The sequence below is a fragment of the Shewanella sp. 10N.286.51.B7 genome, assembly GCF_002873615.1.
Lineage (GTDB): Bacteria > Pseudomonadota > Gammaproteobacteria > Enterobacterales > Shewanellaceae > Shewanella > Shewanella electrodiphila.
This window is the reverse complement of sequence record NZ_MCUF01000061.1, coordinates 1-12869: the sequence shown is the minus strand read 5'-3', so window position 1 is coordinate 12869 and position 12869 is coordinate 1. Positions and strand designations below refer to the sequence as shown.

Sequence of the window (12869 nt, the reverse complement as noted above, 5' to 3'; positions counted from 1 at the left end):
AAAACAAAACAAACGAGGGGCAAAGCCCCTCGTTTAAAGTATGCGAATAATGTATTTTACCCGTTATTCGTGTCTAGTGCACATCTTTCCAGTATTCTTTCTTCAACAAATAAGCAACGATGAAGAAAATAAACAAGAATCCGAGTACCCACCAGCCTAAAGCTTCGCGTTCTAATTTTACTGGATCTGCAGAATATGCAAGGAAACCAGTGATATCGCGAACGGCTTGGTCATACTCTTCAGCGTTCATAGAACCGCCAGTCGTCACAACAGTGCCATCTTCTTGCTTAACAGGGATACCCTGTAAATCTTCAAGAACGTGAGGCATGCCCACTAATGGGAATACTGTGTTGTTCACACCAAATGGACGGCTTTCATCTTTATAAAAACCTTTAAGGTATGAATAAACCCAGTCTTGACCACGAACACGTGCAACTAGCGTTAAGTCAGGAGCCGCTCCACCAAACCACTTTGCAGCATCTGCAGGTGGAATCGCGTTTTCCATCAACTCACCAACTTTAGCATCGGTAAACATGTACTTTTTACGCATGTCATCAACTGAAATACCTAAATCTTCAGCTACACGACCATAACGTTGATATTGAGTACTGTGACAGCCAGAACAGTATTGCTGAAATAAATTCAAACCACGTTCTAACGACTCTTTATCATGTAAGTCCACATTGGCACTTTCTAAATGAACATTGCTGCCACCTGCTGCGATAGCAAGTGATGGTAACAATGTAACTAATGCAATTAATAACTTTTTCATTAGTGCGTCACCCTCGTAGGAACCGGTTTTGTCTTTTCATTTTTACTGTAAACCCACAGTGCAACGAAGAAGCCAAAATAAGTAAGTGTAAAGATACGAGCTGCAATAGTTAACGTTGGTGTTGCTGGTACAGCACCTAAGTAACCAAGGATTAAGAAAGACACAGTAAATTGTGCAATGTTAATCTTGTGGATTAGACCACGGTAACGAATAGACTTCACTTTACAGCGATCTAGCCAAGGTAGAACGAACAATACCGCAATCGCAAGACCCATACCGACAACACCTAACAGCTTGTCTGGGATCGCACGTAAGATTGCGTAGAACGGAGTGAAATACCAAACCGGAGCAATATGTTCAGGAGTCTTCATTGGGTTAGCCGCTTCGAAATTTGGCTTTTCAAGGAAGTAACCGCCACCTTCAGGCATAAAGAACAATACGTAACAGAACACGATTAAGAAACCGGCCACGCCCATAATGTCTTTTACTGTGTAATAAGGATGGAAAGGAATAGCGTCTACTGGCCATCCGTTTTCATCTTTATTCTTCTTAACTTCAACACCGTCTGGGTTGTTTGAGCCCACTTCGTGTAATGCAATTAAGTGAAGGAAAACAAGTACAACAAGTACTAATGGCAAAGCAATAACATGCAATGCGAAGAAGCGGTTTAGCGTAGCACCAGAAACAACATAGTCACCACGAATCCACAATGTTAAGTCATCACCAATAAACGGTATTGCACCAAACAAAGAGATAATTACCTGTGCGCCCCAGTAAGACATTTGTCCCCAAGGAAGCAAGTAACCCATAAAGGCTTCAGCCATTAACACTAGGAAAATCAACATACCGAATAACCAAAGTAGTTCTCTTGGCTTTTGGTAAGAACCGTAGATAAGACCACGGAACATATGCAGATAAACCACCACAAAGAACGCCGAGGCCCCAGTGGAGTGCATATAACGAAGTAACCAACCGTATTCAACATCACGCATGATGTATTCAACAGAAGCAAACGCGCCTTCTGCAGTTGGCACGTAATTCATGGTCAACCAAATACCAGTCAGTAGTTGGTTAACTAAAACAAGTAGAGCTAATGAACCAAAGAAATACCAGAAGTTAAAGTTCTTTGGAGTTGGATATTGACCAACGTGACGATTATAAGTCGCCGTCATTGGGATGCGATCATCAATCCAATCAACGATATTCTTAACCATTATGCAGCTCCTGTGTCTACACCGATGAGTACCGTGCCGTCATCAACATATTGATGTGGTGGTACAACAAGGTTTAATGGCGCAGGTACACCTTGGAATACACGACCAGCCATATCAAACTTAGAACCATGACATGGGCAGAAGAATCCAGCCGTAACACCTTCGACTTGCTCGCCAAATGAATCAGGCAAATAAGTTGGTGAACAACCTAGGTGAGTACAAATACCTACAGCAATGAAAAACTCAGGCTTAATTGAACGAGCAGGGTTAGCTGCATATTCAGGCTGTTGTAATTCTTCAGAGGCAGGATCGCGTAATTGACCATCTAATTTGGGCAGTTCACTTAGAATTGCATCTGTACGACGTACAACCCATACAGGTTTGCCACGCCATTCAACACGAATTAATTGACCTGGTTCTACTTTACTAATATTAACTTCAACCGGTGCACCTGCAGCTTTCGCTTTAGCGCTCGGATTCCATGACTTGATAAAAGGCACCGCTACAGCGACGGCACCAGCTCCACCAACTACGGCGGTTGCGGCTGTCAGGAATCTGCGGCGTCCGGTATCGACTGGCGCATTGCTCATCCACTTATCTCCCAGAGGGTGTTGGAATTCTTATATTTTAATAACTTAGCAACATTAGAATCACTAATCGCTAAATCTATACTTTGAGGCGGGGCTCATTATAGCGAAAAATTAGAACCAGATCATAGTAAAACACACAACTAAGTTGCGGGAATTGTATGTTTTTTTTAAGCCGCACAAAAAACAACCAAGCATTTTGATACTTTTTAGAGAATATATGCAGAAGTGAATTTTATAACTTGCTGTTAATTAATAAAATTTAATGAAATACTTTGCTTCTAAATTAGTCATAGCTGATTAATTAAGCCAAAGTGCAAAAAATTCAATTTGTTTATATAAAAAGTCGCAGACATAAAAAAACCCGGTAATAACCGGGTTTTTAATCAACTAAATGACAATTTACTTACCATCAATTGATTTCATGTACTTAAAGAAGTCACTATCAGGTTCTAGAACCATCACATCACTGTTGCCAGCAAAACTTTCTTTGTAGGCTTCTAAGCTACGTAAAAAACCATAAAATTCAGGATCTTTGTTATACGCATCTGCATAAATTTTAGCAGATAGTGCATCACCTTCACCTCGAACAGTTAACGCTTTACGTTCTGCTTCTGCAACTTTAACTGTTACATCAGCATCAATCGTTGCACGAATGATTTCAGATTGCTCTTTACCTTGTGCACGATGCTCTTTAGCAACAGCTTGACGCTCTGCTCGCATACGCTGGAAAATACTGCTACTCACGTTAGCAGGTAAATTGATTTGCTTAACACGAACGTCAACCACTTCAATACCCAAATCCTGTGAGCTTTCAGCTGCATTTTCTAAAGCATCATTTTGCAGTTCATCACGTTTGCCAGAAACAATTTCTTTAATGGTGCGACGACCAAACTCAGTACGTAAATCATTGTTGATTTTACGTTGTAGCAAGTCTTCTGCAGTTACGATGTTACCGCCACCTGTTGAAAGGTAGAAGGTTTCAAAGTCGTTAATACGCCATTTAACGTATGAATCAACCATCAAATCTTTCTTTTCAGAAGTCACGAAACGGTCAGCTGCGCCATCTAGAGTTTGAATACGTGCATCAAGGTATTTAACCTTATCGATAGCAGGTATTTTAAAATGGATCCCCGGAGCAAGCACACGAGTAACAGCTTCGCCGTTGACATCATCTTTTAAAATTTCACCAAAACGCGAAACAATGGCACGTTCGCCTTCATTTACGACCATCAAAGATGAAAAACCAATCCCTAAAAGGATGACTAAAATAATCAGTCCAAATCTACCCATGAGTTAGTCCCTCCCTTGGCGAGAACGAGCTTCGCGAGTTTGGCGGCCATCAAGCGGCATTGAAGAACCAAACGAATTATTTGAAGGAGTATTGATATGCGTTTCCGCTACAGGCTCAACCACTTCACGTTTAGTTTGATTATCCATCATTTTATCTAAAGGCAAATACATTAAGTTACCACTGTTTTTGGTATCAATAAGTACTTTATTCGTGTCAGCCATGACTGCTTGCATCGCATCTAAATAAAGACGCTTACGAGTCACTTCTGGCGCCATTTCATACTCAGGCAATAACTGTTCAAAACGCGCGACTTTACCTTGAGCTTCTAACACTTCACGCTGTTTATAAGCGCTAGCATCTTGAGCCATACGTTCTACTTGACCACGAGCTTTAGGTTCAATTTCACGTGCGTAAGCTTCAGCTTCACGAATGAATCGTTGCTCATCCTCTTGTGCAGAAATCGCATCATCAAAGGCATCTTTTACTTCTTCAGGCGGACGCGCAGGCAAGAAGTTGACGTCTTGAATTGATAAACCTAATTTATATGGTTCAAGAATACGTTCTAGTTCAGACCAAGTATCACGACGAATAGCATCACGACCAGTGGTCAAGATGTCATCCATAGTGTTATGTCCAATCACATAACGTAAAGCACTATCTGTCGCTTCTCTTAAACTTGCATTGGCATCAACAGCGCTGAACAAATACAAATAAGCATCATCTACGCGGTATTGAACATCTAATTCAACTTTAACCAAGTTTTCATCAGATGTTAGCATGCTGCCAGAAGATGGAATTGATCGAACTGCTTTGATGTTCACAGGGAAAACTTCATCAATAAAAGTCGCTTTCCAATGTAAACCAGGTCCAACTTCGCCAGAATGTTGACCGAAACGTAAGGTCACCCCACGTTCAGCTTCTTTAATGGTATAAAAACCTGAAGCCCCCCAAACCAACAAACCAATAACTAAAACAACAATAATGCTGGTTGAGTTAAATGAAGGACTTGACGATCCACCTGAACCACCTTTACCACCGCCAAAGCGCTTTGAAAGATTACGAAATACTTCGTCTAAATCTGGTGGGCCTTTATCGTTACCGTTTTTGTTTCCCCAAGGGTCTTTATCTTTTCCCTTGTTACCGGGCTCATTCCAAGCCATTTAGCACTCCATAAGTGGATGAAATAAATGTTATTAGCAAGTAACGTCTACTGCTGAATCTTCAAGTGAAGATTCAGAGATAAACGTCTCTAATTCGCCTTGACTCTGTTTTGTTAATCGGCGCCAATTGGCTTCCGACAAACGAACAGACAAAATACAGTTCCCCAGATCGTCATACTCTTTCTGCTGTATCGCGTCCAGTCCATAAAACTGACCAAGATAATGCCCAGCCGTCGCTGGTATTTTCAATGTTTGCTCTACAATCACTTCACCGATTAACTCGTTGATAGCCTGTAATAGCAATTCAAATCCAATTTGTTTTTGTGCAGATACCCAAACTCGTTCAGGCATCCCCTCATCGTCGTAATCGATTCGAGGTACAAAGTCTTCCAATAAGTCGATTTTATTACAAACGACCAGTTGAGGAATAGTATCTGCGTCAATTTCTTCAAGTACATTTTGCACTTGTTCGAAATTTTCCGTCATATTTTCATCTGCACAGTCTATGGCATGCAATAACAAGTCAGCTTGACGAGTTTCTTGCAATGTAGCTTTGAAGGCTGCGACTAAATCATGAGGTAAATGACGAATAAACCCAACGGTATCCGCTAAAATGACGGCACCATCAGGTAAATTTAGTTTACGCAACGTTGGATCCAACGTGGCGAATAACTGATCCGCTGCATAGACTTCTGAAGCGGTTAACGCATTAAACAAAGTTGACTTACCCGCATTGGTGTAACCCACCAATGACACAGTTGATAAGTCACTGCGTTTACGCGATCGGCGGCTTTGTTCACGTTGCTTGTCTACTTTATCAAGTCGACGATTAATACTCTTAATACGCCCACGCAACAAACGTCTATCGGTTTCGAGCTGGGTTTCCCCAGGTCCTCGCATACCAATACCACCTTTCTGTCTCTCCAAGTGAGTCCAACCACGAATAAGGCGAGTCGACATGTGGCGCAATTGCGCTAGCTCCACTTGTAACTTACCTTCGTGCGTTCTCGCTCGTTGAGCAAAAATATCTAAAATCAGTGCTGTCCGATCTAATACTCGGCATTCACAAATTTGCTCTAAATTTCTTTCTTGTGCAGGACTTAACGCGTGATTAAAAATCACCACATTTGCTTCAGTAGCTGCCACCATTGCGGCTAACTCTTCAACTTTACCTGTACCAACAAAAAACTTTCGATCAGGTGAACGACGGCTTCCGGTAATAACACCAACAGAGCGAGCTCCTGCTGATTCAACTAATAATTGTAACTCAGTTATGTCTTCTCTTCGGTCGTCATCAGAAAAGTCAATATGTACAAGAACTGCGGTTTCACCCGCTTCATAGCGATCAAACAAGTAGCAAACTCCTTAAATATTATTCTGATGCAGGTGCTTCATCATGCTGTGTATGAGTACTTTGAGCTGTCACATTAAATGGACGCGCAGGTACTACAGTCGAAATAGCATGTTTGTAAACCATTTGGCTTACTGTATTTTTTAACAAAATAACGAATTGGTCGAATGACTCAACTTGTCCTTGCAACTTAATACCATTCACTAAATAGATTGAAACTGGTACACGTTCACGACGCAGTGCGTTCAAAAATGGGTCTTGTAAAGATTGCCCCTTAGCCATTTCGATTTCCTTTTTTTTATTTTCAAAATAAATTTTTTGAATAATGTTTTATTGTTTAGTTTGAGTATTATACAGCAACGGCGAATAATCTAGCTCGAATGTCGTATAAGTGTAACTAAATTTCCTTCGGCTCCACTTTCAAGCCAATTTAAGTCTGGCCAACTTCTCAACCATGTTAATTGACGTTTAGCTAATTGCCTAGTAGCTGCAGTGGCTTTTTCTATCAAAGTATCATAGTCAAATTCTTCATCTAAATACTGCCAACACTGCCTATAACCAACGCAGCGCATAGAAGGCATGTCTAAATGCAAATCGCCTCGGGATTTTAATCGCTCAACTTCTTCGATAAAACCCTGTTCCATCATCAGTTTAAATCTTTTCGCGATTAATTCATGTAATACTTTTCTATCAAGTGGTGCAATAGCAAATTGAACCACATCATATGGTAACGCCTCTGACTTAGTTGCTGTCAACTCAGTCATTGTCTTACCTGTTATTCTAAAAACTTCTAAAGCACGAGAAAGTCGCTGCGGATCATTAGGGTGAATTCGCTCACCCGCTACAGGGTCAACCTCGCAAAGTTGCTGGTGTAACACATCCCAACCAAACTCTTCTGCTTCTTTAATTATTTCAGCTCTAATATCGTCATCAGCCGCAGGAAGCGGAGATAACCCTTCAAGTAGTGCTTTAAAGTACATCATGGTGCCACCGACAAGTAGTGGGGTCTTACCACGAGCAATAATTTGTTCTATTTCAATCAGTGCATCACGTCTAAAATCAGCAGCCGAATAGCTTTCACTCGGATCTAATATATCAATTAAACGATGCGGTGCTAATGCTAATTCATCAGCATTAGGTTTAGCTGAACCAATGTCCATTTGACGATATATCAGCGCAGAATCAACTGAAATAATTTCACAGTTATGCTTTTGCGCCATTTCAATGGCTAAAGATGTCTTGCCTGAGGCCGTTGGCCCCATCAAAAACAATACTTTAGGTTGTTTAGCTTGGTTCACATTAATTCTCTTCTAACCAGGTTTTCCATGGTAACGACTTTGCTTGTGACTCAAGACTCAATTTCTGTTCGTTATCTAATTGACTGTATTTAAACCAAATCTCTGATGCTGCTGTAAATGATTGCGTTTGGTGTTTTGCAATCCACAGTGATAATGCTTCATCTGAAGGAGTTTCTAATTTAATCCAGTTTAATAGTTCTGGAATTAATACAGCTAACTGGCTGTCTCTCAGATATGGGGGCACATTCTTTATTATCAACTGTTGGTAGCGAATTGATAGGGTTAATCCTAGTCTGCGCAGTAATATATCTCGTTCTTCCAGTAATGCTTTCCAATCCACATCAGCTTGAATTGACACAGGCATCAGCAAAGGCTGCCCCACTAAACCAGTGTTAATCTTAGAAAGTATTTCATTTTTTGTAACAATAACTGACACTTGCGATATATCGAGCAAGAGTAATTGGCTTTCTTTGGCCATCACCCAATATTGACCATCTAATAAAGGCGGCATGGTATTAACAACTGAAGTATTAACTTCATTAATTTGTGTTAACGATGCATTTTCTTTATTGGTTTGTAGTAATTGACCATAATTTGCTATCGCAGTGGGTGTCACTTCTGCAGAGTCAACGGCCCTGGCATTACCACCTTGAGAACCACCATATTGATGACCTTGTGCCGGTATCGACATGCTACCAAAGCGATTATTACTCACCTCTCTAGGCTGGTATTCCTTATCACTATCGGTATGGTTTGCACCTATTTGGGTTAAATATGCACTCGCTTGAGTTCCTTCACCACGATACAAATCCCCCTGATGACGTCCATTCTGATGTGGATTATTTGCCTGAGCATGTGACGATTCATGGGAGTCGGTAGTTGTAATACCTTGCCCATTTACATTCACACTATCTGAAAAGTGACCTTCAGGATCGATCGTCAATTCAGAAATCTGCTCAAGTACCGACTGCAAAGCCTGAAGTATAAAATCATGAACTAAACGGTTTTGATGAAACCTGACTTCATGTTTTGCTGGGTGAACATTAACGTCAACTTGATGCGGGTCAATCTCAAGCATCAACACATACCCAGGTTGATGCTGAATATTAAAACGACCAAAAGCTTGTTTAACCGCATGGTTAACTAGTCTATCTCGCACTAGTCTGCCATTGACATAAAAGTAGCAGCTATCGGTAACATGCGTATCACTTGGAGACTGTAAATACCCTGATAGTGTCAAACCATCATGCTCACACGATAAGTGCAGCGCTTGCTCAGCAAATCCGCGCCCACAAATTTGCCCCAAGCGTTGCTTATACTGGATTTCGGTATTTGCAGGTCGATATTGGCGCACCAATTTACCATTATGCGTTAGGGTAAAATGCACATCGGTTCTAGCAATCGCAATCCGTTTAAGCCACTCATCAATATGGGTAAACTCAGTCTTATCACTTTTTAAAAAACGTCTTCTAGCAGGGGTATTAAAAAATAAATCCACCACGTCGATGGTTGAGCCTTTTGGGTGTGCAGCTGGAGTAATTTTTACATCCATTTGCGAGCCTGCAGCGTTTGCCTGCCAAGCTTCTGATTGTTCTGCAGGCTTCGAGGTTAAACTCAGGCGCGCAACAGAGCTAATACTCGCTAATGCCTCACCACGAAAACCAAAACTTAAAATCGCTTCTAGGTCATCTAGTGAGTGAACTTTGGATGTCGCGTGACGTGATAAAGCTAATGCAAGTTCATCTTTTGCAATGCCTTTACCATTATCTCGAATACGGATTAATTTACTGCCGCCTTTATCAATCTCGATATCGACGCGCGTCGCTCCAGCATCTAAGCTGTTTTCGACGAGCTCTTTAACGACTGATGCTGGTCTTTCAACGACTTCACCTGCTGCAATTTGGTTGGCAAGTTGCGGTGGTAGAATTTGAATTGCCATAGTTTATGCCCTCGGAATGACCAGCTTTTGGCCTATTCGTAATACATCGGACTTTAAGTTATTACTTTTTTTGATGCTGGCGACACTGACTTTATAACGCTGGGCAATCACAGATAATGATTCACCGCTTCTTACCGTATGCTTCACATTACTTGTCTTTGCGAATGCAGTACCTGCAGGCGGGTTGGCCTCAAAATAGTTCACCACCCCCTTGTGAATCGCATTGGCTAATTTCTGCTGGTGATTGCCATTTAGTAACTGTTTTTCTTCTTTTGGATTAGAAATAAAGCCGGTTTCAATCAAAATTGAAGGAATATCTGTTGATTTTAATACCGCAAAACTTGCTGATTCAGGTTTATTTTTATGCAGCTTAGTCACTTTACCTAAGCCTGATAAAATATCAGTCGCAATACTGTGGCTTTCCGCCATTGAGTGATCCATCGACATATCAATCAAGGTCATCACAAGGTACTGTTCACTATCAGTGTTTTGAATAATGTCGCCCACTCCACCTAACAGCTCCGAGTGTTTTTCTTTATCTTCAAACACACGACCAATTTCAGTATTTGCACGGCGTTTAGACAATACCCAAACTGAAGCACCTTTAGGATGAGGTGTCGTAAATGCGTCTGCATGAATAGATAGCAATAAGTCCGCTCGGCTATTTCTTGCTAACTCGGAGCGTTGGTTCAAGTTAACAAAGTAGTCACCACTTCGGGTCATTACCGCTTTCATACCGGGCGTTTCATTAATCTTGCGTTCGAGTCTTTTTGAAATAGCTAATACGACTTTTTTCTCAAACGTCCCTTTAGGACCAATAGAGCCAGGATCTTCACCACCATGGCCAGCGTCAATGGCAACAATTACATCAGTTGATCGCTTGCTCGTTTGCACCACTTGCTTTTTAGCTGCTGGCTGGTTAGCAGAATTATCTAAATCGACCACTAATCGATTGCCGTAAGGCGCTGTTGGTGTCAAAGAAAATAAACTCGCCTTAACCGGAGATGCCAACTCTAAAACCAAACGTAAGGTGCCTTTTTTAGGCGGAGAACTGAGTCGAACTTTATTAATCAGCTTGCTATCTTTGGCTAAATTATCAAATTTCACTTTTGTGGAAGCATCTTTGAGATCGATAACCAAACGCTGAGGGTTTGTTAGCGAGAAATGACTATATGATGGCGCTTTCGATAAATCAAAAACGACCCGGGTAGAATTGGGGGCATCCCAAATGCGGATGCTATCTAATTTATTAGCTGCATCAACTGTATATGAGAAGCTAAGCAACAATATAAACGCAAAAAATCGAGTCATTTTATCTTAAGTCTTAAGTCATTATTATTTTAATTTATTGACGATGAACTGCCCTGAAGGTGTCAGTCCAGTAATTTCAACTTGTCTCTGCTCACCTTGATAACTCAAATGAATCGCAAGATCAGCTGCTGGCAGTAAACCATGCCCTCTATCAGGCCACTCTACGATACTGATGCTTTTTTCAGTAAAATAATCACGGATCCCCATGTACTCAAGCTCCTCAGGATCGAGTAAACGATATAAGTCAAAGTGAAATACTTCCATATCTTTTAACTCATAAGGCTCAACCAGAGTATAAGTCGGACTCTTTACATTACCTTCATGACCTAAACTTTGAATTAGGCCACGACTTAACGTCGTTTTACCCGCACCTAAGTCACCGGTTAAATATATCACCAAAGGCGCTGAAACCCAGAGCGACAACTCAATGCCTAATTCAATTGTAGCTTGTTCGTCTTGAAGATTTTTTGTTATAGAAGTCATGTTAACTTACCAGCACTTGAGGGATTAATCATATAAAAAGTATCATTTCACAGAGATTAAATACGCTTAACTGTAATATTACCCGATTTAAACAGCTGAAAAAAATAGAGCCAGCTTAATAGCTGACTCTATTTGGAAATATTAACATAAAATAGAAATGGGCAAAATATCTGTTAAATATCTTCCATTCTTAATGCACTATGCACGAGTCTTTTTTGTTGAGTTCGTTCAACTCTTACCAAGTCTAGTAAAGCCTCTTTAATCTCTGTAACTGCAGTACTGTTAGCAGTCTTTTCTATCAGTCCAATTAATCTATTTTCTAAGTCAAGATGCAGTTCGAGTACATCATCTTCATTCATGTTGGCAGCTAGAGTTGAGTCATCGCAACGCTTTTTAAAGTCTTCGAAAGTGATATCTTTGTACCAAGTATCCAGCATCCGCGTTGGTGCTTCATCAATGTAATTTTCAATACTGTCATGCACATGTTGTTGATGTTGTTGCAAATACTCCAACATCATTTTTACTCGAGTCGAATCAGCATTGCGCTGTAATCGGCTATAGAGTTGTTTCATGTCTAAACGTGACTTAGCAATAAACTCAAGTAACTCACTTAGTTGTTGGATACGTATCATAAACACTCCACGGTATCTGCATTCTCATGCAGCTAATAAATTAGTTTGTAAAAGCTTGTATTTATTATGGTTGAAAAATCACAAGGAATATTTGAGCAAGCTCATATTTTACATATAAAAGACAGGTAAATTAGCAAATATGAAATAAACAGACATTAAACCTGTTAAAACCAGCCTACGTGTTCATTAAATCTAAAGAAATTTTTAATTCGGGGTATAACTGAAGGAATTTTGCTGCGACCTGATATTTTCAACAAGCGTGGTTCGAACTGATGACCTATACCTTGGCAAGATATAGCTGATTTAGGAAGTTTGGAGCGACATATCAGGTTCGAACTGATGACCTATACCTTGGCAAGGTATCGCTCTACCAACTGAGCTAATGTCGCCTTACAAAACTTGGTATTGAAATTGGAGCGACATATCAGGTTCGAACTGATGACCTATACCTTGGCAAGGTATCGCTCTACCAACTGAGCTAATGTCGCATCTTGTTGCTAGATTAAAACATTTGGCAAGGTATCGTCTGATTCAAAGCCAACTGAGCTAATGTCGCATCTATATTTCAATTTTTAAAAATTGGAGCGACATATCAGGTTCGAACTGATGACCTATACCTTGGCAAGGTATCGCTCTACCAACTGAGCTAATGTCGCATCTTGTATGCTTTATTAAAACATTTGGCAAGGTATCGTTTCAACCTTATCAACTGAGCTAATGTCGCATCTTAATCAATTTTTAGTTTGAAGATTTGGAGCGACATATCAGGTTCGAACTGATGACCTATACCTTGGCAAGGTATCGCTCTACCAACTGAGCTAATGTCGC

Annotated in this window: 12 protein-coding genes and 4 tRNA genes; all 16 read right to left on the bottom strand. The window is 40.6% G+C overall.

The window, feature by feature from the left end:
* Window positions 1-73: 73 nt before the first annotated feature.
* The gene (locus BCU84_RS16685; RefSeq protein WP_102529206.1) at window positions 74-772 is read right to left on the bottom strand and encodes a cytochrome c1; all 699 of its coding nucleotides are present in this window, start codon (window positions 770-772) and stop codon (window positions 74-76) included.
* Window positions 772-1986, bottom strand: coding sequence for a cytochrome bc complex cytochrome b subunit (locus BCU84_RS16680; RefSeq protein ID WP_102529205.1), 1215 nt, complete (start codon window positions 1984-1986; stop codon window positions 772-774). Before BCU84_RS16680 ends, BCU84_RS16685 begins: the two co-directional genes overlap by 1 nt.
* On the bottom strand, window positions 1986-2576 hold the full coding sequence (gene petA, locus BCU84_RS16675; RefSeq protein ID WP_055024958.1) for a ubiquinol-cytochrome c reductase iron-sulfur subunit: 591 nt from the start codon (window positions 2574-2576) through the stop codon (window positions 1986-1988). Before petA ends, BCU84_RS16680 begins: the two co-directional genes overlap by 1 nt.
* Before the next feature lie 399 nt (window positions 2577-2975).
* Window positions 2976-3866: a protease modulator HflC gene (gene hflC / locus BCU84_RS16670; protein WP_102529204.1), complete on the bottom strand. Its 891-nt coding sequence runs from the start codon at window positions 3864-3866 to the stop codon at window positions 2976-2978.
* 3 nt (window positions 3867-3869) lie between these two features.
* Window positions 3870-5027: an FtsH protease activity modulator HflK gene (hflK, locus tag BCU84_RS16665; RefSeq protein WP_102529203.1), complete on the bottom strand. Its 1158-nt coding sequence runs from the start codon at window positions 5025-5027 to the stop codon at window positions 3870-3872.
* 33 nt (window positions 5028-5060) lie between these two features.
* Complete coding sequence (gene hflX, locus BCU84_RS16660; RefSeq protein WP_102529202.1) at window positions 5061-6380, bottom strand: ribosome rescue GTPase HflX; 1320 nt, start codon at window positions 6378-6380, stop codon at window positions 5061-5063.
* A gap of 19 nt (window positions 6381-6399) precedes the next feature.
* Window positions 6400-6660 (bottom strand): RNA chaperone Hfq, encoded by a 261-nt coding sequence (gene hfq / locus BCU84_RS16655; RefSeq protein WP_102529201.1) that lies wholly within the window; start codon window positions 6658-6660, stop codon window positions 6400-6402.
* Between the two features lie 89 nt (window positions 6661-6749).
* Entirely contained in the window at window positions 6750-7676 is a 927-nt protein-coding gene (miaA, locus tag BCU84_RS16650; RefSeq protein ID WP_102529200.1) for a tRNA (adenosine(37)-N6)-dimethylallyltransferase MiaA, read from the bottom strand.
* A gap of 1 nt (window position 7677) precedes the next feature.
* Window positions 7678-9615 carry a DNA mismatch repair endonuclease MutL gene (gene mutL / locus BCU84_RS16645; protein WP_102529199.1) on the bottom strand — a complete coding sequence of 646 codons (1938 nt, stop codon included), beginning with the start codon at window positions 9613-9615 and terminating at the stop codon, window positions 7678-7680.
* A gap of 3 nt (window positions 9616-9618) precedes the next feature.
* Window positions 9619-10926 (bottom strand): N-acetylmuramoyl-L-alanine amidase, encoded by a 1308-nt coding sequence (locus BCU84_RS16640; protein ID WP_102529198.1) that lies wholly within the window; start codon window positions 10924-10926, stop codon window positions 9619-9621.
* A 24-nt stretch (window positions 10927-10950) separates the two neighbouring features.
* Complete coding sequence (gene tsaE, locus BCU84_RS16635; protein WP_102529197.1) at window positions 10951-11409, bottom strand: tRNA (adenosine(37)-N6)-threonylcarbamoyltransferase complex ATPase subunit type 1 TsaE; 459 nt, start codon at window positions 11407-11409, stop codon at window positions 10951-10953.
* A gap of 173 nt (window positions 11410-11582) precedes the next feature.
* Entirely contained in the window at window positions 11583-12038 is a 456-nt protein-coding gene (locus BCU84_RS16630; protein ID WP_102529258.1) for a hypothetical protein, read from the bottom strand.
* Window positions 12039-12354: 316 nt separating this feature from the next.
* A tRNA-Gly gene (locus BCU84_RS16625) sits at window positions 12355-12430 on the bottom strand.
* Window positions 12431-12453: 23 nt separating this feature from the next.
* Window positions 12454-12529, bottom strand: a tRNA-Gly gene (locus tag BCU84_RS16620).
* A gap of 92 nt (window positions 12530-12621) precedes the next feature.
* Window positions 12622-12697 (bottom strand) — tRNA-Gly (locus BCU84_RS16615).
* Between the two features lie 96 nt (window positions 12698-12793).
* Window positions 12794-12869, bottom strand: a tRNA-Gly gene (locus BCU84_RS16610).

Coding starts and splice junctions, on each gene's coding strand:
- BCU84_RS16680 (WP_102529205.1), bottom strand. CDS start 1,986: ATGGTTAAGAATATCGTTGATTGGATTGATGATCGCATCCCAATGACG.
- hflC (WP_102529204.1), bottom strand. CDS start 3,866: ATGGGTAGATTTGGACTGATTATTTTAGTCATCCTTTTAGGGATTGGT.
- petA (WP_055024958.1), bottom strand. CDS start 2,576: ATGAGCAATGCGCCAGTCGATACCGGACGCCGCAGATTCCTGACAGCC.
- hfq (WP_102529201.1), bottom strand. CDS start 6,660: ATGGCTAAGGGGCAATCTTTACAAGACCCATTTTTGAACGCACTGCGT.
- tsaE (WP_102529197.1), bottom strand. CDS start 11,409: ATGACTTCTATAACAAAAAATCTTCAAGACGAACAAGCTACAATTGAA.
- BCU84_RS16685 (WP_102529206.1), bottom strand. CDS start 772: ATGAAAAAGTTATTAATTGCATTAGTTACATTGTTACCATCACTTGCT.
- mutL (WP_102529199.1), bottom strand. CDS start 9,615: ATGGCAATTCAAATTCTACCACCGCAACTTGCCAACCAAATTGCAGCA.
- hflK (WP_102529203.1), bottom strand. CDS start 5,027: ATGGCTTGGAATGAGCCCGGTAACAAGGGAAAAGATAAAGACCCTTGG.
- BCU84_RS16640 (WP_102529198.1), bottom strand. CDS start 10,926: ATGACTCGATTTTTTGCGTTTATATTGTTGCTTAGCTTCTCATATACA.